A 19,659-nucleotide genomic window follows, 5' to 3' on the forward strand; every position below is an offset into this window, starting at 1 on the left:
CCGTGTCCCACCAGAACAGTCGCCTGTACACCGCCGCCCGGCACGTCATCGACGCCGGCCTCGCCAACGATGATTCCGCCTTCACACGTGGCCGTCCAGTGTGGACAGCCGTAGCCGCCGATGATCTACTCCAGCGGTTCGTCAACGCGCCGGAGCTCGGCGCCGCCAGTTTCACCGAGAAGCTGGGACGGCAGCTCGCTGAGGCTCCCCAAGAGACGGTCCAGCTCGCGGCCGAGCTGCTGTATTTGCACCTGCTCGCTCCAAACGACTTCGGCGGAACGGCGAAACGCGACCTTCTGCTGACAGTCTTGGCGTTCGCGCCCGAGCCGATCCAGGTGCCAGCGGAACTTGATGCGGCGCTTGAGACCGGGTTCGGCAGCGCTGGCACGGCCTACCGCACGTACCGCGACCGGCAACTCGCTTGGCTGGTTCGGTTCGTCGTGGCGTGGAAGGCGCTCCCACTGGATGCCCGGCAGAATGCACTCACCGACCCGTGGGCATTCCGCAATATCGCCGACTCCATCCCAATCAACAGCGCGTACAGCCAGCGCAACGCTCTGCTGCACCTGGTGTTCCCTGACACCTTCGAACGCATCGTGTCCCGCCGTCATAAGCAGTTGATCGTCGAAGGACTCGCCGCCGACCTGGCCTACCCGACCGGCGACGAAGACCGCGATCTCGCCGCGTTGCGAGATGAACTCGAACGGCAACGGGGCCAGGATATCGACTTCTACGACAGCGAAATCGAGAGGCGCTGGCGCCCACGCGCAGCCTCCGGTGACGGCGAAGCTGAACTGCGGGGCTGGCTTGTGCGGGGAGCCAATGTACATGGCCGCAACCTGGTTCCCGAGTGGCTGGCCAAGGGCTACTGCTCGCTCGCGTACCCCGAGCTTGGCGAACTGCCAGTCGGGTGTTCTCGTTCCCAGATCGATGCTCAGCTCGCCGAAAGACAACCGGATCTCACGAGTAAGCAGCGCTCGATCCATGTCGGCGTGCTCGATCGGTTCCTCAACCAAATACAACCAGGCGACATGATCGTCACCGTCGATGGCACGGAGGTCTATGTCGGCACGGTCGCCGGCCCGGCGACATGGACCGAATCACCCGAGCACCTGAACAGCCGCCGACGTACCGTTCAATGGGCCAACGCGGACGCCCCTTTCACCAGGGATCAGCTGACCTCCACCGCCAGGGACCGGCTCTCCGGGCAGATGACTGTCAGCAGCCTCGGGGCCCAGGTCGCCGAGTTTGCTGCGCTGGCCGGAATTGACCCCGACCTCGACCCCACCGAAGACATCCCTGAACCGCCGGTCAGCGAACCGGTCGTGCTGCCCGAGCCCACTGCCGAGCTCGCCGATGAGCTGTTCGTCGACCTCGAGTGGCTGTCGGAGACGGTAGACCTACTGCGGGAGAAGAAGCAGATCATCTTGTATGGGCCGCCAGGCACCGGCAAGACGTACCTGGCACAGGAGCTGGCCCAGTTCCTCACTGAGCAGACTGGTGGCGAGCATCGACTCGTTCAGTTTCACCCGTCCTACTCCTACGAGGACTTCTTCGAAGGCTTCCGACCGCAGCGCGGCACCACACCCGGCACCGTCGCGTTCGAGTTGGAAGACGGACCGCTGAAACTGCTCGTCAATGAAGCTAACAAGGACGTCACCCGCGCCTATGTGCTGATCATCGATGAGATCAACCGCGCGAACCTCGCCAAGGTCTTCGGTGAGCTCTACTTTCTCCTGGAATACCGGGACCGTTCGGTGCAGTTGCAATATTCGCCGACCGAGGACTTCCGGCTACCACCGAATCTCTACGTGATCGGCACAATGAACACCGCCGACCGGTCGATCGCCCTCGTCGACTCGGCCATGCGGCGGCGATTCTCCTGGCAGGGACTGTTTCCCGGCGAACCCCCGGTCGCCGACATGCTGCGCTGCTGGCTCCACGCCCACGGCCTACCGGCCGACCGTGCCGACCTGCTGGACGCACTCAACGCCCGCGTCGCCGATCGAGATACCGCCATAGGGCCCTCCTACCTAATGAACCCGCGGGCGGGCACCGACGCAGGTCTCGCCCGCATCTGGAAACACCACATCATGCCGCTTTTGGAAGAACGGCATATCGGCGATAACGTCGATCTCCACGCCCTCTACGGCCTAGACGCCCTCCGCAACCGCACCACCACGCCCACCCGACCACGAAAGGATGCCATACCAGAGGAAGAGATTGGCGAACCACCGACGTGAGGCGATTGACCCTGGCCGAACATCAAGCCCGAGCGTTCAGCCCGATCGCCCGGCCCATCGCCGATGCTCTCACAGCCACCGGCGCGGTCAAAGTAAGCGCAGACCTGGAAGGCCGCACCGTACTCAAAGCCTCGTCATACGTCGGCGTGCTTCGATGCGGCGAGGTCGAACTTCGAATCACCCCGAAGATCGGGATCCACCGGCTGCTGTGGCTGCTCGGCCATGCCCAGGACCCCAGCGGGTGGCGCGAGGACGACATCGTCGACCTCGCCACTGTCGACGACCTCGTCAGTGCGGTAGCAGTGTCCTTTCACGCCGCAGCCCGCCGAGCTCTCTCCCATGGAGTGCTCCAGGGCTACCGCACCGTCGAAGAAGCGCTTCCGCTTCTGCGTGGCCGCCTGCGCGAAGCAGACCAGATGCGCAGTCGTCTCGGCCTCGCCGTGCCGCTGGAAATCCGCTACGACGACTACACCGTCGACATCCCAGAGAACCGAATCCTGCTCAGCGCCACTCGCCGCTTGCTCCGTGTCCCGGGCCTACCGCAGAGAACCCACGCGGGTCTTCGTCATTTGCTGACCACTCTGGCTGACGTCACCCCGCTGATCGTCGGGGACATGCTGCCCGCCACCCCGTCGAGCAGGCTGACACGCAACTATCAACCGGCGCTCCGACTGGCTCGTATCGTTCTCGCCGGACGAAGCATTGATCAGCCTCCGGGATCCGCTGCGGCCAGCGGGTTCCTCTTCGACCTGAACAAGGTATTCGAAGATTGGCTCACGTTCACACTCCGACGTGCACTCGAAACTCACGGAGGCCGACTGCGCGGTCAATACCCCGGTCATCTCGACACGATGCGGCAAGTGCGCATCCGTCCCGATCTCGTATGGGAACGGCGCGGTCGACCTGTCGCAGTCCTTGACGCCAAATACAAGCGGGTGGAGGACAACGAGCGGCCCAACACCGACCTCTACCAGATGCTCGCCTACTGCACCGCTCTCGGAGTGCCCGAAGGACACCTCGTATACGCCTCGGGGGACGCACGCAGCTCCTGTACTGTGCGCGAGGCTGGCACCAAGCTCCACACCTGGGTATTCGATCTCTCGCAGCCGACGGACCGCATCGTCGAGCAAGCCAGCCGTATCGCGAGCGCCGTAGCCGGCAGAACAGCCTCGGGCGTTTGACGCCCGTCGATATGAAGGAATCATGACCCCATCGGCCAGTCAGGCCGCGTGACCGAACCTGTCGCCGAATCCTGCAGCAGTCCCAAACGTTCGAAACTCACGTGTTAATTTCGTGCGATCGAACAGTGGTTCTTGAGTTCCGAGATAGACACTTGTAACCCGGGGGGCAGCCGGCTGCATGCGTGATGGGGGATACCGCTCGCTGGCGAGGTTCTTGCATATTTGCCGACATAACGATCGCGCTGATATGTGTCAGAATGCCCTTAGTTGTTTCGCGCCGAGCGCTGACCGTGCAAAACAAAAGGGATTTCTACAGCTTCAGTGAAGCTTTTCGGGAATCGGAGGCCCGGATACTCGTTAAGAAAGTAGGCAAAATTGAAGAATTTATTGGCTTCGTCCGTGTCGCCTCGGTCGCGCAGAAATACGGCGTAGTTGATCATGGCGGTGGGTTCCCAGCTGTTGGCGCCGCGGCGTAACCACATTTCGGCATCCTCGTCGCCTCGTTCAGCCAGTAGCACTCCGAGATTGGTTTCAGCGTAGACGCATCCAGCTTCAGCGCCGCGTCGCAACCAGTATTCGGACTCCGTGGTTTCGCCGCGGCCATACAGCCGAACTCCAAGTGCGGACATGCCTTCGGGGTCGCCGATTTCGGCGGCGCGTCGGAACGAGGCTTCGGCACCCTTGGAATCACCGCGATCACGCAGCATCGCTCCCAATTGCACCATCGCGGTGGTATCGCCGATTCCGGCGGCGCGTCGGAGCCAGTCTTCGGCACCCTTGGTATCACCGCGACTGCGGAGCAAGGCCGCTAGGGGGAGCATGGGCTTGGCGGCACCTCTGTCGGCGGCGCGGCGGTACCATGAGATCGCTTCGTCGATGTCGCCGCGCTTGATTGACAGCGCTGCGAGTCTCTCTATGGCATCGAGGGCGACCTCGTCTTGGTGCTCGCCGGTTTCGGCGGCGCGGCGGTACCAGGTTTCGGCGTCCCGGTCGCGGCCGCATTCACGCGATAGAGAGCCTAGGTTATACATGGCGGTGGGCTCGCCAGCATCAGCGGCGCAGCGCCACAACCACATCGCTTCGTCTGTCTCGTCGCGCAACCGTGCGGTAATGGCCACCATGTTCCGGATCGCGGTTTCGGCTCCGTCTGTCGCTGTGCGCCAGAAGGGGCGTGGGATGGGGCGGGGTGTGCGTTGGTGTTCGCCGTCGTCGGCGGCAACCAGGTAGTCGAAGGGCCTGTAGCCGATGCCACCGTCAGGGAGCAGCGTGGCGATCAGGGCAGAGGTGTACCCGGTTTCCTCAGCCGGCTCTCGTGCTGTGGAGATCGCGGCCTCGATGCGGGGAAGGCTCAGGTTCGGGCAACGTGCGATGTCGGTGGCTGCCAAGGCAAGTTCTGACAACGTCCTTTCGGGTATGGCGTCGAAACGGCCGATCCGCGCCCAGTCGATTGCCACCTGGATGACGGCGTGCAGCGGCGGGTCTTGGAAACGAGCCACGTCGTATTGGCGTAGAAGAGCGGGTGCTCCCGCAAGCACTTCCGCAAGCCCGAATCGCGGGCGAGGTTGCTCGCTGTCCGGACTATGCAACTCGAGCTGCAAGGATGGGTATAGCGCGGCTGCAGCGGCCTGCTCGTCGGCGTCCTCGCTGGTCGAGGCAATCTCGATCTTGTGTGCTTGCTCCAACAGGGCGCGGATGTCGTGGGTCAGTTCACTGGTGTCATGGGTCAGGCGGTCAAGCGCCTCGCTGCGGAGCGTGGCAACTACGACGGTTTGCGCCGAACGTGCAGTCAGATGCGCAAGCATCGTCAGGGTGAGCGGATTGTCCGTGGCGAAGAACTTCTGCACGTCATCCAGCCAGACAACGATCGTGTCAGTACTGCCGACAAACCCGGGATGATTTGGGATCAGATGCAGGGCGTGTCGGTCAGGGACCAAGATCCGGGCATCGGGCAGCTTCCGGCGGACAGCTTCGAACAGGCTGCGCGTCTTGCCCGCCTTCGAGGGTCCTGTGATGAGCACCATGCCCTGCCGGTCGAGCGCCGCGTCGATCTCGGCGTCGACCTTTCGGGCGGTACGCGGCAGGTATGGGTCTTCAGCAGACTCCGCCCGCCCGGCTTGACCAAACTGAGTCGGCGTGGCCCCCAGCTGATAGGGATCAAGATCTCGTCCCCAAGGCAGCCCGCGATCGGCTCCGAGCTGCTGCGCCAATCCAGCCCACACCTCAGACGAGGCAAGGGCCGCCGGTCCTTTTCGTTTCCGCTGATACGCAGCACTCCGTAGTTCGGCCCAGAGGTTGATCTCATGCTGGGTGATGCGGGTCTTCCCGGTCCGGTGCAGCAGAAACTCCAGCAACGGCTTGAACTGCTTGTCGGTGCGGGGGACCCTCGGCTCCCTCGACTCCACTCCGAACCAGCCCTTGAGCGTACCGACAGATATTCCGGTCGCCTTTGCGACCAAAGGCAAGTCTGGGGACTGCGCCTCGCGATACAAGGCGTGCAGCTTGGTGAAGAACTGCTCTCGTGACCCGCCTTTGGTCATCGACCGGGTGACTGATCGGGCGACTCGCGGTGAGTCGGAGCGAGTCGACACGAATCCTGAGCGCGAAAATATATGCCTGACATGCGCATTCACGTACCCTAGCTCGTCCGACGTGGTTGGCGGAAGTGATCCATGCCTGTCTGCTGGACGGGTATCAACATTTGCTGGATCGAAAGGCCGACCACCATGTACAGCACCACCAGAGCCCTGCTGCTGGCTATCGCGCTGCTGCTCGGCACCATCGTGGGCATCGCCACCGCACTGCTGGCTCGCACACGTGGAGCACACCTTGCCGTCGCCATCCGCGAGGGCGCAGTTGGATTCGCCGGCACAGTCACATTAACCGTGCTACTACTCACCCACCTCGGCACTCTGTGAAGTCGTTATTACGCTGCACGCCCTCGCCGGTTGCCCTGCTGCAAGATGAGGTCATCCTTTGAAGCGGTCGGCTCGGCGTACGAGCCGACCGTCCGGGCTTCCTAACTACGATCAATCGGCGGAACGTTTCAAGTTTGACCTCCGACTGTGAATCCGCATAGCCTTGCGCATTCAAAGTCGCTCGGGACCGCGATTGCGCCAGTACAAGCTCGCGAGGCGGGTGTGCTGCAGCAAGCTGGCAACGTCGGCTAGGTTCGCCGCAGCGGTGGTGGGACAGTAGGGCCAGAAGGTTGCAACCGCACCGGCTGCGATCACCGGCTGTTCACCCGGAAGCGGCCGGAGGCAAAGCGGTTCAGTTGTCTGATCGCTCAGCCAGCGAGTGACCGCAGCTGCGGTGGTAGCCCGCTGTCGGCGCAGATCGGTATCGGGGGCCAGCCGCACGATGGCACCCTGCTCGCCTTCGTGCGGCAACAGGTAGACCGCATTCGAGCGGGTATGGAGTTGTGCGCCGCCATCGGGACATCGCTTCGCTCTGGCGCGACCGGTCGTCGGCGTCTTGTCCTGGCGCGCATCGCTGGTCATACGATGTTGCCACGGGTCAGATCGGGTAGCCGGGTGTCGGTCCGCAGCCATTTGTTGATCATAGTTTCTGCCCCGTGGCGGTGGGTGTTTCGACCTCCTGGCCTACGAGCGGTAGCAGGGTTCTCAGCTGGATGAGTTCGTTGCCGATCGCGTCGTGAACGGTGGTGAACGCGGTGCTGAAGTAGGGATGGTCTGCGGCGAGTACACCGCGGATATCGGTGCTGCGGACAATGGGTGTGGTGCTGACCAGCTGGTGGCCGGGTTCGAGGCTGCCGGGTTGGACGAGGATTGTCATTGCGATTCGTTCCAGCAGGGCGCGGGCGAGGTCGAGTTGGTCGTTGTAGGCGGTGACCACGATTTCGGTGTCGGCGGGCATGCACAGTCGCAGTCCCGTGGTTGCGACGGTGACGACAGGGTGCCTCTGATGGTGGCAGACGAGCACGGTGTAACCGCTGGTCTTGCCTGTCAAGTCGTGTGCTTCTATGCGGTCTGTGACCAGCCCTGCATACCGTTGCAGGTGGTCGATCAATGCGTTGGTGACCAGTGCGCTCCGGCCATGGACTCTGGTCGGGAAGATCTGCACCGGGGGAGCTGACTGTCGTGGTGGGGGTGAGGGGGTCTGGTGTGTCTGCCGGCGGGCGGCGGTGGCCACGTCTTCGAGGTAGTCGTAGATCCATTCGAGTCCTGCGAGATCGAGGCGTTGTTTTGCTCGGGTGACGGCGACGTAGCCGAGCATGGCATCGGCCGCCGGTATCGGGGTGGGGTTGCCGTCGTCATCGGGTGCGGGTTCGCGGAAGTCTTCGGCGATGGCGACGGTGTCCCATTCTCTGCCTTTGCTTTTGTGGGCAGTGGATACGACGACGTCGGCCTCGTCTTCGGTGTCGGCGAGTTGCTCGATGGTGCCGAGGATCTCCTCGACACCGTGTTCGTCGATGAGATCGACGAAGGGTTTGAGATCTTTGCCGTCGTTTTCGGCGTAGTCCTGCAGATCTGCCCAGGTTCGGAAGGCGAACAGTTCGCGGTGGCTTGGGGGCTGACCGTTTTTGAGCTGCCGCGCCGCCTCCGCGAGGTGTTTGATGGGTCCGCCGCCACCGACCAGTGCGGGGCGTTGCCCGGTTTGCAGGATGTCAATGACTTGTTTTATCGCTTCGGCATTGGTGCGGCACAGGATGGCATGGGGGCGTTTGACGTGTCCGACGGTCGATGCCAGGTGCGGGCTGCCGAGGACCCTCAGATCGGTGCCGAGCATGGCCAGCCATAGGTTGGCCTCGTTGGCGATCGCCGGACCGAAGCGCCAGGACTGGCGCAGCGTTAGATGCTCGTCGGCGTTGTCCCAGTTCTTGAGGGCGTCGACAGCGCCGCGCCAGGAGTACAACTGCTGGTTGGAATCGCCGACCAGGATTTGCTGGGCGTCCTGGGCGGCGATGACCGCTGCGAGGGCGGGGTTGGTGTCTTGGGCCTCATCGAGCATGATGACGTCGAAACGCAACCGGGGGTTGCTCAGTGCCCACATCTTGAAATAGTGGTCGTGTTCGAATTTCAACTTGCCGTCGATGTTTCGGATGTCCGCCCACGCGCGCTGGGCATACGGCACCACCGCGTCGGCGAGGTAGGCGAGTTCTTCTGTGCTGATGCCGACTTGCGCAGGCACGTGCTGGGACACGATGTCGGTGTGCGCGGAGTGGCAGTATCTGGTCACGGTCTCCATCGCCATCCTCGCCAGGTCGCGGGGCAGTAACACGGTGGAGGCGAGCGGGATGTGGCGGGTGATGCCCAAAATGCGAGCTTGGTCGGCGGACCGCTGGCGTTGGGCGTTGTTCAGGCGGTCACGGTAGCGCTTCAGATAGTCGCCCGCCAGGCCGTGGGAGGTGTAGCAGTGGACATGGCGTGGGAAGCGTTTTCTGGCTTCGTCTTTGGTTACGCGGTTGTAGGCGATGTAGGCGACCTTCTGGCCGGTCAACGCGTGGCCGACCATCTCCAGGGTGCTCGTCTTACCCGCACCGGCTCCGGCCTGCACGATTAGATTCTTCCCCGCCCGAGCAGTAGCGATGACGTCCTGCTGTTCCGGGGTTGGTCGGTGCTTCGGTCGCGCCGAGGCCGTGGAAGCTGGGGTGCGGGGTTGGCCGGCTCCTGATGTGCCAGGGTGAGGTCCGCGTCCTCGGGAGGCGTTTCGCACTTCTGCGTACGTGGTGAATCCGAGATCGGCCATCTGGTAGGCGTGGGCGCAGCCGGGACAGATCAATGCCACGTAGCGAAGCTGTTTACCATTGCGCTCGAACGACTTTCGCACGACATGCACTGTCGTGTGTTGGCTCGGGCACGCCAGCAGCAGGGTCTCCTCGTATGACCAGACGGGCTGAGTGAATCGGTCCACAGCGACGGTGCAGTCGCGAATACCCCAGGACAGGGCCAGCTCCACGACGGTATCGACGGTCACTACGCGCCCCTCCTCAACGATCCACCCCATGACAGCCCGGTGGGATCTGCCGAAGCCCCAAGATAGCCCACGCCACCGACACCAATGCCGGGTTCGACCGGCGCCGCGGCTTCGGTAGCCTGATGCCGTTGCGGGCACCGCGCGACGGCATCGGGTCCCAGAGTTGGTGGGATCACTGCAGCGCAGTGCGTACAGCGCACTGTGCGCGGCTTGGTCGGCGGCAGAGGCAGGTTGGGGGCGTCGCGGTAATCGAGGTCGTGTCCGGCCGCCATCACAGCGTTTTGAAGTGCGAGCCAGTCGAGCTGGGTCTGCGCTGCGGAATCGACGGATTCCTCTGCGGGGGAGACTTTCTCCTCGACATTCCGCGTCCTCATCTTCGTGCTGCGGGTCGGATCTCAAATGAGTTGGATAACTGGCGAATCCATCCGCCTTCGGGCGTGGAGGTGAGAATGCGTCGCCGATCCTGCTCGGCCGCCGCAGCCAATCGTGTTTGCAGGCTGAGCGGTACTTGCACGCCGGCCGGGGTCAGCGCGACGTCATGCAGCGCAAACCGGTAGGGCCGCAGATCATCGCCGATACACGGCGGCAGGTGCTCGACACGGTCGACCACAGCGGGGCCCGGCTGCGGGGTGTGGGCGCGTGTGCGGTGCGCCGACCAGCAGCGTAATCGCCGGTGCCCAGGGATCGAACAGCCACATCTGCTGGGGGTGGTCGGTGTCGGCGAGGACGACCCACGGGAGAGGACTGTCCGGGTGCCACAGCCAGGCATCGACGACGCCGTTGTGTACGTAGTCGCGGTGGCGGCGGCTCCAATCCGCATCGGTCACGGGCGAACGTTGTGCCTCGAGCACGACTCGGTTGCCGTCGGCGAACACCACCTGCACATCGGATCGCCGCTCACGGTTGGGCAGCCATATCTCGGTGCGGACGTCGATGACGCCCGGCTGGGTTCGCGACCACTCCGCCAGAACGGTCTTGCTGATCAGATGCCACACCGATTCCGGATCGTGCGCACCGCCCACAGGCCCACGACCCGCCGGATGCGCGAAGTGCGGTCGGCGCATACCGCCGACCCGGCCTTTCACCACCACCGGCACCACAGTGCCCGGCGGTGCGCCGACTCCCGCGTAACACAGTGCGCACACCAGTGTTCGATCACCGGTGTAGCCATGGGCCCGTAGATCATCGAGGCGACAATCTACGGCATCAGTTGGCGCGCAAACATACTGATCGCTCAGCGTGTCCAGCGCCACCGTCAGATTGTTGGAGGTACCCACCTCGATAACACCCTTCGTGGAATAGGCGACCGCCTCCCAGCAGCACAACACTGCGGGAAGCCCTGCGGGGCCGCGCTATTCGACTCAGGATGCGTTAGGTGGTCCGGCTCGAAGTCAGTACAGGCGAGCTCGTCGCTCTAGAGAATTTTCAGTTACACTGAGCGCCAGAACATTTCAGGATTGACGTTATGGCTACATGCGACCCACACCGATACTACGGCGGTCCGAGATGTATGTCGACCGGCCGACTCGACTGCCTAGTGATGGCGGCCCACACCGGCGCGTGACTTCGCGACCCGGCCCCAAGGTCAGGTGAGGTCTCGACAACCGGCCCCAGCCCGGCAATACCCGCTGTCGCGGAGGCGTGCCGTGCGGCGAGGGCTCGAAGTCGGCGGCTCGCGATGCCATAGAACGATGCGCGCCGCCCGCCAGCGCCGTGGGGTCGAACGCCGCGACCCCGTAGGACGACCGCACTGACAACGCCCGCAATCGTGCGTTTGGGTCGTGCGGCGCGGGCCGGTGATGGCATTCTCGAAGGAGCGACTGCAATAAGGGGGAAGATCATGAGCTCTGCGCCCGCTAATTGGTATCCAGACCCGCAGAATCCAGGCCTTCTCAGATACTGGAACGGCGTGGACTGGACCGGCGACCCGGTACCCGCCCCAGCGGCAGACGTTGCTGCACAGCCCCCGCGGGGCGTGGCCACGGTTGCGAAGGTGCCGATGTTCGGCACTCGCGCCTATGCGAAGCGCCAAGCTCAGGATCTGGCCGATGCCTTGGCCGAGATCCAACGGCTGCGAGTCGAGTTGGCCGGCGTGGGTGGCCTCGAGGTCGCCGAGCTTCAGCGCTACCGTGAGCAACTCGCCGCGCAGATCACCGCGGAGCAGGCGCGCCTGGAGAGTGTGCGCATGCAGGTGATCAACACCCAAGAGGAACAGGTGCTCCAGGAGATCGGTATCTACCGATACCGTCATCCACTGTCGGACGTGGTCGCCTACCGCGCCGCGCTCGATCAGCTGCAAGGCGAAATCAAGTCCGCCGCGGCACGTGACGGCGGCGCGATCGAAACCGCGCAGAGCTGGGAGGTCAACGGCTCTGCTGCCCAGGGCCGCAAGCTGATGCGCGAGTATTCGAAGCTGATGCTGCGCGCCTACAACACTGAGGCCGACAACCTCGTCCGGACTCTCAAACCGTACAAGGTCGACACCGCGCTGCAACGCCTCGAGCGGTTGGCAACCACCATCGAACGACTCGGCGAGACCATGAAGTTGCGCATCACACCGTGGTATCACCAGCTCCGCCGCCGCGAACTGGAATTGACCGCCGACTACCTGGAGAAGCTCGCCCGCCAGAAAGAAGCCGAACGCGACGAACGCGACCGGCTGCGCGAGGAGCGCAAGGCGCAGCAGGAGATCGAACGCGAGCAACAGAAACTCGAGAAACAGCATCAGCAGTACAGGTCTGCCCTCGCAGCGCTCGAAGCCGCCGGCGACACCGACTCCGCCAAGGGACGCGATCTGCAAGACAAGCTCGCAGACCTGGAACAGAAGAGAACCGCCCTCGCCGACCGAGCGGGCAATCTGCGCGCCGGTCACGTTTACGTCATCTCCAACATCGGCGCGTTCGGCGAGAACATGGTCCAGATCGGCATGACCCGCCGCCTCGACCCGTACGACCGCATCAGCGATCTGAGCAACTCGTCGGTGCCGTTCAAGTACGACGTGCACGCCATGCACTACGACTCCGATGCCGCCGGTATCGAAGAAGAACTGCATGACCGGCTGGCACACCGGCGCGTCAACCTGGTCAACTCCCGCCGCGAATTCTTCCGCGCCACGCCCGCGGAGGTGCGCGAACACCTGCAGGAACTCGCCGGAGAACTGCTGGTGTTCACCGAGTTCGCCGAGGCCGAGGACTACCGCCGCAGCCGCGAGGCGTCGCGGCACACGAACCAGCACTGATAACGAGACAAGGATGCATGGCATGCCAGAACATCAGGAGCAGTTGATCATCCGCACCGACGGCAGCGCCGACGAGCTGTTCGGTCTGCTCGAGTGGTTCAACGACGACGACGAACTGCGCGGGCGGGTCAGCATGCCGACGACGCCCATTCGACCCGGCCAGATGGGCGACCTGGCCGAGGTGCTCGTCGTCGCTCTCGGTGCGCAAGGAATCGCGTCCGCACTGTTCCAGTCGCTGACAACATGGTTTACCCACCGGCGCTCCGACATCGCAGTCACCCTCACCCTCGACCACACCGAACTCACCCTCGACGCCAAACGCGTCAAAACCCCCGAAATCACCCAGGCACTGCAGACACTGCTCGACCAGGCAAACAAACGCCAGTGATTCCCGCGCCGAACCGCACCGGCTGGCGCGCCGCCTTGATCGGGGTGAGCCGATACACCCACTCCGCAATCACCGATATCCCCGCCGCCGCCAACAACGTTCACGACATCACCCGGCTGCTCACCGCACCCACTGGTGCGGCACTGCCTACCGAGCACTGCACCGCCCTGGTCGATCCCGACACACCTCCGCAGGTCGGTGAACTCATCGCGCACGCCGCCGACCACGCCGACGAGGTGCTGCTGGTGTACTACGCCGGACACGGCCTGCTGGACCGGCGCGGACGGCTGCACCTGAGCTTGACCGGCAGTGACCGCGACCACCCCGAATGGAGCTCGATACCGTTCGCCACGGTGCGCGACGAACTCACCGCCGCCCGCGCCCGCGCCCGCATCCTGATCCTCGACTGCTGCTTTTCCGGACGAGCATTCGAAGCCATGAGCGCACCCGACACCGTCGTCGACGGCCAAATCGATATCAACGGCACCTACATCATCGCTTCCTCCCCCCGCAACGAAACCTCCGTCGCGCCCGTGGGCCAGCGCCACACCGCGTTCACCGGCGCCCTGCTCACCGCCGCCACCAGCAGCACCGGACTCACACTCGACCAGCTCTACGGCAACATCGACCAAATCCTGCACCGCAACGGCCATCCCCGCCCCGTGCGGCGAAGCGTCAACATCACCGGCAACCTGCGCCTGTTCACCCCACCCGGCCACCGGCCCACACCCGACAACGCCGTGACCCCGCTGCTCATCGACCCGCTCGCCACCCCGGACAGCACCACCGAGCAGATCTTCGCCGACGGCCAGCGTGCCGCCGAACAAGGCGACCTCACCGAAGCCGAAAAAGCTTGGCACACTGCAGCATCGCAGGGACACCCCGGCGCGATGAACAACCTCGCCCACCTGCTGTATAACCAGCGAAAATTCCGCGCGGCACACCCCCTCTACCTCGAAGCCGCCCACCGTGGCAACACCATCGCCATGAGCAACCTCGCGGATCTGCTGCACCGAGCCCACGAAGACACCGAGGCCGAGTATTGGTGGCAACGTGCCGCCGAATCCGGCGACACCGACGCCATGTACAACCTCGCCCTCATGCTCGACAAAACCCGCCGCTACGACGAAGCCCTCACCTGGTACCGACACGCCGCCGAAGCCGGCCACACCAACGCCATGCACAACCTAGCCATCCGCCTGCGCTACCGCGGCCAACTCACCGAAGCCACCACCTGGTGGCACAGCGCCGGCCACAAACGCCAACAACGCACCACCGAAAAACTCCGCGGCCCCACCCCCCCACAGGCAATCACCCTGCACATGACGTCGCGGCGCGACTGAACCGTCGGGTGTGGGGCCACCGCCAAGACTTGGGAAATTTGGGATGTGCGTTCCGCAAGGCTGCGCCGGAAACGCATTCGTCCGGATTGCAACCCGTTCGGCAAGCTCGCCAAATCGCTGTCAAAGAGGTACCCGTACCGCTTCCGGTGTCCCGGAACCCCTGAGATGTCGGGTGTCGTTATGCCTGATCAGTACCCATCGCCACTGCTGAGGGTTTCTCGTCCGTGGGCGGCGCTCCCATTCGGTGATTGCGGTGTAATCGACTTCGGCGCTCGCGTAGGCGAGAGTTGGTGGAATCCGTTGGAAGTGTTGAGCTGCAGCGAGGATTGTCTCTCGATGGCAGGCGAGTATGACGGTCGCACCTGGGTGCAGTGTCGCCAGCATGTCGAGTTTGCGGCCGACTCGTTGGGCTGCCACCGGCCATGAGTCGGCTCCTGTTGCAAGTGGGTAGTCGGGGGACAGAGCCAGTGGGTGTGTTGGATCCGCAGTGATTTCGACCCGTCGTTGACCTTCGGCGTCCCCGTGTTCGTTGTAGGGGAACTCCGGCCGAAAAGGCACTCCGAGTTTCGCTGCGATCGGCTCGGCGGTTTGTACAGCTCGTCGCACTGCGGTTGAGTACACCACAATGGTGCCGAATCGGTGGCATTCAGCTGCAAGGTAGTCAGCGACGGCCACGGCTTGGCTGTGGCCGCGGTCGGTCAGCCCGAGGCAAGTTCGGGGACCGGCGACCACGCCGTCGACATTGCTCAAGCTTTCGCCGTGCCGAATGAGGATCAGACGCAAACCTGGAGCTCGCATCGTTTTGCGTTTTTGCGGAGCAGTCTCGGAAGCAGAGCAATGGGAATCGGCTGGGGACGGAAGGGGCATTGGGCTGTACTTCCTCGGTTAGGTCAAGGCGACAATGGGGCAGGGTACAAAGCCGTTGATGTGATGTGCGCGTGGCTGTGTTCGGCGTCGCGAGTGTTCGATGACCGCCGCTGAGGCCAGCACATGCGACGGCTTGGCCCGGTGGCGGTCATGACGAAGCTCCAGACGTGTGCGTCCGTGATGGCGCGGCCTGCCGTCGTTTGATCGTCGGCTGAGGCCCCGCCACTTGGCTTAGGAGGCAGGTTCTAGGAGCAGGTGAGTGACCATACGAACCGTTGCGTGCAAAGAAGTGGTCTTGTCGGGGTTGGCAAGATCGTGATACGTAGCTGTGATGGTCGGGTCGTGCTGCGCAATGGCGGCGCTGCCCGTGTCCCAGCGATCCCTGGCAGCTCCTCCGGTCGCTGCAAACGGCACGACGGGAATGCCGAGCTGGTCGGCCAACTCGATTTCATAGGCCGTTCCAGCGTCACCGGCAAAAACGATGGCGACATCGGAGGAACCGAGGATGCTCAGACGCGCTTCGTCGAGACTCCCAGGAAGGCACTCGGTCCGTCCGAGGTAGCGGTGAATGGGCTGGCGCCTGCGAGAGCCGGTGCGGCGGACGAGGGTGTAGCGCTCGGGCGTGTAGGTGTTCATGTTCCTGGACTCGGCCGCCATGGCGTAACCGGTCAGGAGTCCAGCCTTGGATGCCATCGACAAAAGATTGACGGGTACGGGCTGGTGTGCCAGAGCAGTACCCAACTTGGTTGCATAGGGATCCAGGGAAGAGCCGCTGTAGTAGCCAGCGAGGAACACGTTGGGGGTGGCTGCGCTGCGGGGGATGCCCGGTGTTGTGATGTGGTGAGCTTGTACCGGGGAACATGGCTCGTTCCGCGGACGCGCCCTGTAAGCGCCGAGGAGGCCAACCACGATCTCGTCGACGACTCGATTGCGATGGCGCCAGTACTGGTTCCATGTTAGTGCGCACTCGGTGCCGATAAGTTTGAGACGTTCCTCGACGTACTTTCCGTGCAGATCGGAGTGTGCAGCAAGTGCGATCTGTGCGATTCCCTTTTCCATAGGGTCATTGAGCGCTGCAATCTGCTCGTCGATAGCGTGGACTATCCAGCTGGCTAGCGCGGTGCGGGTAGGTAGGTCTTCAGGGGCGGGAGCGCCGGTTAGGGCGCGCATGACGTCATCTCCGGTGGCCGCAAGCGCCTCGGTCGTCAGCTTCCGGGCCCCCTTGCGGAAGAAGTTGAACAGCGCATCAGCAAGTGGCGTGTTGGTCCGTGATGATCTCACAGGCACATGATGCCCTGTGTGCGGACGGTGTGGCGCTCCGCACCAAAGATCGCCGAAAGATTGCTTCCGACTGAAGGTTCGGGTTGGACGTAGGCTCTGTCCTGACGCCCGCGGCCGCTGCCGACGGACGTGTCACAACCGGATCTTCAAGCGCGAGACAGGAAGTGATCACGAGATGGGCAGGCACAGTCGGTATCGAGAATCGGTCGACGCTGGTGTGGTGCTAGCGGGGCTCATGGCGATTGCGGCGGTTATGGGGGTCGTCCTGCGGGTGGCCCGTGGCCGCAGGTGAGCGTCCGACGTGCGCTCGCACTGTCGGAGAGGCACTGGAACGACACGGGTTAAGTGGCGAGTTGGGTGGCAAGCCAGCGGCGGAATGCGGGGTAGTCGGCGTCAGAGGTCACCCAGGTGGGGCGGCCGGCGGGATCGACGCTCATTCGGGCGTCGGCATCGACCCGGATGCTGGGACGGGAGAGTTCGACGAAGGGCAGTTCGAGGGCGACGGTGAGGGTGAGCGGGTCGTGCTGCTTGCTGGCGGGGTAGCGCAAGCTGAACCAGCGCTCGAGGTGAGCAGTCAACAGCGCGGCCCATTCCGGTCCCTCGGGTGCCGAGAGAGTCGTGAAGACGTCGGTGCTGGCACTGATCGCGATCTCGTCGGTAAATGTGACATCAGACAGCACAAGTGTGAGTTCTGGGGCTGTGGCGACGACGAAGCGGGCGGCGGCGGGGTCGAGCCGGAAGTTGTGTTCGGCACGGGCGGGGTCTCGGTAGTTGATCGCACCGCCCATCTGGGTGATAACCAGTTGTCGGGCGAGGTCGGGCTCGGCGCGCAGGACTGCGGCGAGGTTGGTGAGCGGCGCACACCCGACCCAGCGCACCGGTCCGTCGGTGTCCGTGCAGATAGCGCGGACAGCGGCAATGACGTTGTCTGGCTGTGCGGCGATGGTGGTGGGGGTCAGTCCCTCGGCAACCCAGTCGCGGGTGTTACCGAGGTCGGCGCCAGCCACGACGGGAACATCAGGTCGCCCCACCAGATCGAGCAGGTAGCGGGCGAGCCGTGCTCGCTGACCGTTGTGTTCGTCGGCGGTGATCACCAGTGCAAGCTCGGGTTGTCGGGCGGCGCAGGTGAGGGCGACGGCGTCATCGGGGTCGCCGCCGATGTCGGTGTCCAGAATGATCGGTGTGCCGAGGACTCGTGGTGATGGTGGTCCGGCGGCACGGAGTTTGGCGGCAAGGGAGGAGTACTCGGGGTAGCGGGTGGCGAACTCCAGCATTGCTGCGTGCGCGGATTCGATGGTTTCGTCGGTGTCGTCGTAGTCACCCATGGGGTGTCCCTTCCGGTGGAGCCGAGCCCGGCGATGGAGTGGTGAGTTCGAGTTGCTCTACGTAGCGCTCCTTATCGTCGAGTGAGAGCTGCTGGTAGCCCCGCCATGCCGCAGTGGTAGCGGCCTCACCGAGTTTGAGGTCGGTAATGACGTTGCGTAATCGGGGGATCAGATCCTTATCGGCGCGGCGGACGAACGAGTCCGCCAGCGCGTTGAACGCAGGGTCACCGGTGTCGTGGCCGTGGGCCCATGATCGCACTCGTTGGGTGCAGGCACGGGCCTGTTCGGATAGGTTTGGCTGGTAGTCGATACCGGCTTTGTCGAGTTCGGCGATAGTTCGGGCGTAGTTGGTGACGGTGCGCTGGGCGATATCCATAATCGCGATCCGCACGCCTGGATCGTCGTATTCGGGGGCAACGACCAACGGATTGATCTCGTCGAGCGACGGGCTCTCACGGTCGTGGATGGGGCTGCCGCGGTTGTCGTGGCCGTGGGTGGTCGACATGGTTCCGCGCAGAAGGTGCTCGAACACCACGGCCGGGTCTTTCTCAGCGTAGATTCTGGCCGGGTCGTCGGCTTCGGCCGGAAAGGTTCGTTCAGGCGATTGGTGCAGGACGTGCCCGGTCTTGGCGTTCGGGTGTGGATCGTGTTCGGATTGGACGTAGAACAGGTAGTGACCGCTGTAAGTCGGTTTCGGGAACGCCGCGTTCAGTTGCTCCTGGATGGTGCCTTTGTGTCCGGAGTCGATCAGGATGATGTGGGCACCGGGGGTGGTGACCGGTAGTCCGCTGAGCACCAGATGCCTGCCGACTCGGATGGAAGCGCCGGGAATCTCTTCGGGGTCCGCCTTGTCCCGCACGCGAAACTGCTCGGGGAGGGTGAATTCGCGTTCTGCGGTGTTCTCCTGGTCCTGCAGGACGGCCTCCGTGGTCTTTCGCGACAGGTACACCGGTCGGCAATGTGATTCGAACAGGTCGGGGTCGAGTTCCTTGATTGCCAGACCGATGCTGGCACCGTCGCGGTAGACGATGGCAACAGTTGCGTCGGGTCGTTCTGCGATCTCGCTGCGTACGGCGCGAAGCAACCGGATCGTGGCATCGACGGTGAATGGGGCCAAAGTCTCGGCGATGACATCCCGAGCCTTCGCGACCGCGCTGATCCGGTCTGGAGTATCAACGCCGAAAACGGCGCACACTTCATCAAGTTGCTGATCAGCGCGTGCAGCCGCGTCGGCCAAAATCCGCTCCCGCACGGATTCGAGCCGGGCGTCGGGCGGGTTCTCGACAACTGATGGCAGCTCGTTGTCTCTCGCGGCGGCCTTATCGAGCGTCGGGTGAGTCGCTGTCTGTTCTGCAGCTTTGCCGAGCACTCCGTCACTGGAGTCTGTGTCGGGTTCCCGCCTGATGGCAACGGGATCCAGGTAGTCGTTTTGCCGCAGCCATTCGATGGCAGTGGTTCGGGGTGTGTCTGCACCGGTCATCGGTTGCAACGAACGGTCATTGGACTGGTCACCGGTGTCGACGTGCCGCATCTGTTGGGCATCGGTGGTGCCGCGGCCGTTGTCGAGCATGCGACCCGGCGTGGACGCCTCGTCCCCGGCGGGGGCAAGGTTGCTTTGATCGTCATCCGGGTGACGGCGTGCATCGACGTTCATGGCGAGTCCTGCGCGGTGGGATCGGTGAGAAGGAACAGCGGTCACCGAAGTGCCGAGAGAAGCTGCTCGGTTACATCGCGAAGCCGTTGGTATCGGCCGATGTGCGGGGAGCAATGCGCAGCGACGAGGACCAAACGTCGATCGCCGCGCCGCTTGGTAGGAGGGCGGATGCCTCTTTGCGTGCACGCCTGCAGGCATCGTCGGC

The 19,659-nt window shown here is 63.8% G+C and carries 14 protein-coding genes and 1 pseudogene; 7 read left to right on the forward strand and 8 right to left on the reverse strand.

Going from position 1 to position 19,659, the window contains the following annotated elements; translation table 11 throughout:
• The first annotated feature begins 2 nt into the window (after nt 1–2).
• The gene (locus tag HOV91_RS40795; RefSeq protein WP_174184819.1) at nt 3–2,243 is read left to right on the forward strand and encodes an AAA family ATPase; all 2,241 of its coding nucleotides are present in this window, start codon (nt 3–5) and stop codon (nt 2,241–2,243) included.
• Between the two features lie 5 nt (nt 2,244–2,248).
• The gene (locus tag HOV91_RS08165) at nt 2,249–3,424 is read left to right on the forward strand and encodes an McrC family protein (protein WP_174184820.1); all 1,176 of its coding nucleotides are present in this window, start codon (nt 2,249–2,251) and stop codon (nt 3,422–3,424) included.
• A 263-nt stretch (nt 3,425–3,687) separates the two neighbouring features.
• Here the strand turns inward: HOV91_RS08165 and HOV91_RS08170 are convergent, their stop codons facing one another.
• Complete coding sequence (locus HOV91_RS08170) at nt 3,688–5,961, reverse strand: SEL1-like repeat protein (RefSeq protein WP_174184821.1); 2,274 nt, start codon at nt 5,959–5,961, stop codon at nt 3,688–3,690.
• Nucleotides 5,962–6,147: 186 nt separating this feature from the next.
• On the opposite strand from HOV91_RS08170, the gene HOV91_RS08175 reads away from it, so the two are divergent.
• The gene (locus HOV91_RS08175; protein ID WP_174184822.1) at nt 6,148–6,339 is read left to right on the forward strand and encodes a hypothetical protein; all 192 of its coding nucleotides are present in this window, start codon (nt 6,148–6,150) and stop codon (nt 6,337–6,339) included.
• A 171-nt stretch (nt 6,340–6,510) separates the two neighbouring features.
• Here the strand turns inward: HOV91_RS08175 and HOV91_RS08180 are convergent, their stop codons facing one another.
• The 3 genes from HOV91_RS08180 to HOV91_RS08190 form a co-directional block, all read right to left on the reverse strand.
• The gene (locus HOV91_RS08180) at nt 6,511–6,921 is read right to left on the reverse strand and encodes a hypothetical protein (protein ID WP_174184823.1); all 411 of its coding nucleotides are present in this window, start codon (nt 6,919–6,921) and stop codon (nt 6,511–6,513) included.
• Between the two features lie 58 nt (nt 6,922–6,979).
• On the reverse strand, nt 6,980–9,358 hold the full coding sequence (locus HOV91_RS08185; RefSeq protein ID WP_312884516.1) for a UvrD-helicase domain-containing protein: 2,379 nt from the start codon (nt 9,356–9,358) through the stop codon (nt 6,980–6,982).
• Between the two features lie 566 nt (nt 9,359–9,924).
• Nucleotides 9,925–10,635: a competence protein CoiA family protein gene (locus HOV91_RS08190; RefSeq protein WP_174184824.1), complete on the reverse strand. Its 711-nt coding sequence runs from the start codon at nt 10,633–10,635 to the stop codon at nt 9,925–9,927.
• A gap of 563 nt (nt 10,636–11,198) precedes the next feature.
• Here HOV91_RS08190 and HOV91_RS41025 point away from each other — a divergent pair.
• From HOV91_RS41025 to HOV91_RS08205, 4 genes and pseudogenes are all read left to right on the forward strand, one after another.
• Nucleotides 11,199–11,297 (forward strand): annotated as a pseudogene (locus tag HOV91_RS41025) (DUF2510 domain-containing protein); the annotation flags it as partial.
• A 60-nt stretch (nt 11,298–11,357) separates the two neighbouring features.
• Nucleotides 11,358–12,596: an SNIPE associated domain-containing protein gene (locus tag HOV91_RS08195; RefSeq protein WP_246349916.1), complete on the forward strand. Its 1,239-nt coding sequence runs from the start codon at nt 11,358–11,360 to the stop codon at nt 12,594–12,596.
• Nucleotides 12,597–12,618: 22 nt separating this feature from the next.
• Nucleotides 12,619–12,984, forward strand: a complete 366-nt coding sequence (locus tag HOV91_RS08200) for an effector-associated constant component EACC1 (protein ID WP_174184826.1) — start codon at nt 12,619–12,621, stop codon at nt 12,982–12,984.
• The gene (locus tag HOV91_RS08205) at nt 12,981–14,327 is read left to right on the forward strand and encodes a caspase, EACC1-associated type (RefSeq protein WP_174184827.1); all 1,347 of its coding nucleotides are present in this window, start codon (nt 12,981–12,983) and stop codon (nt 14,325–14,327) included. Before HOV91_RS08200 ends, HOV91_RS08205 begins: the two co-directional genes overlap by 4 nt.
• A gap of 120 nt (nt 14,328–14,447) precedes the next feature.
• Here the strand turns inward: HOV91_RS08205 and HOV91_RS41030 are convergent, their stop codons facing one another.
• The 4 genes from HOV91_RS41030 to HOV91_RS08225 form a co-directional block, all read right to left on the reverse strand.
• Nucleotides 14,448–15,194, reverse strand: a complete 747-nt coding sequence (locus HOV91_RS41030; RefSeq protein ID WP_369009315.1) for a histidine phosphatase family protein — start codon at nt 15,192–15,194, stop codon at nt 14,448–14,450.
• A gap of 231 nt (nt 15,195–15,425) precedes the next feature.
• Entirely contained in the window at nt 15,426–16,475 is a 1,050-nt protein-coding gene (locus tag HOV91_RS08215) for a hypothetical protein (RefSeq protein ID WP_174184829.1), read from the reverse strand.
• 341 nt (nt 16,476–16,816) lie between these two features.
• Nucleotides 16,817–17,800 (reverse strand): nucleoside hydrolase, encoded by a 984-nt coding sequence (locus HOV91_RS08220; protein WP_174184830.1) that lies wholly within the window; start codon nt 17,798–17,800, stop codon nt 16,817–16,819.
• Entirely contained in the window at nt 17,793–19,454 is a 1,662-nt protein-coding gene (locus tag HOV91_RS08225) for a hypothetical protein (protein WP_174184831.1), read from the reverse strand. The genes HOV91_RS08220 and HOV91_RS08225 overlap by 8 nt, the downstream gene beginning before the upstream one ends.
• Between the last annotated feature and the right edge of the window lie 205 nt (nt 19,455–19,659).

This window comes from Nocardia barduliensis (assembly GCF_013315795.1).
GTDB lineage: Bacteria > Actinomycetota > Actinomycetes > Mycobacteriales > Mycobacteriaceae > Nocardia > Nocardia barduliensis.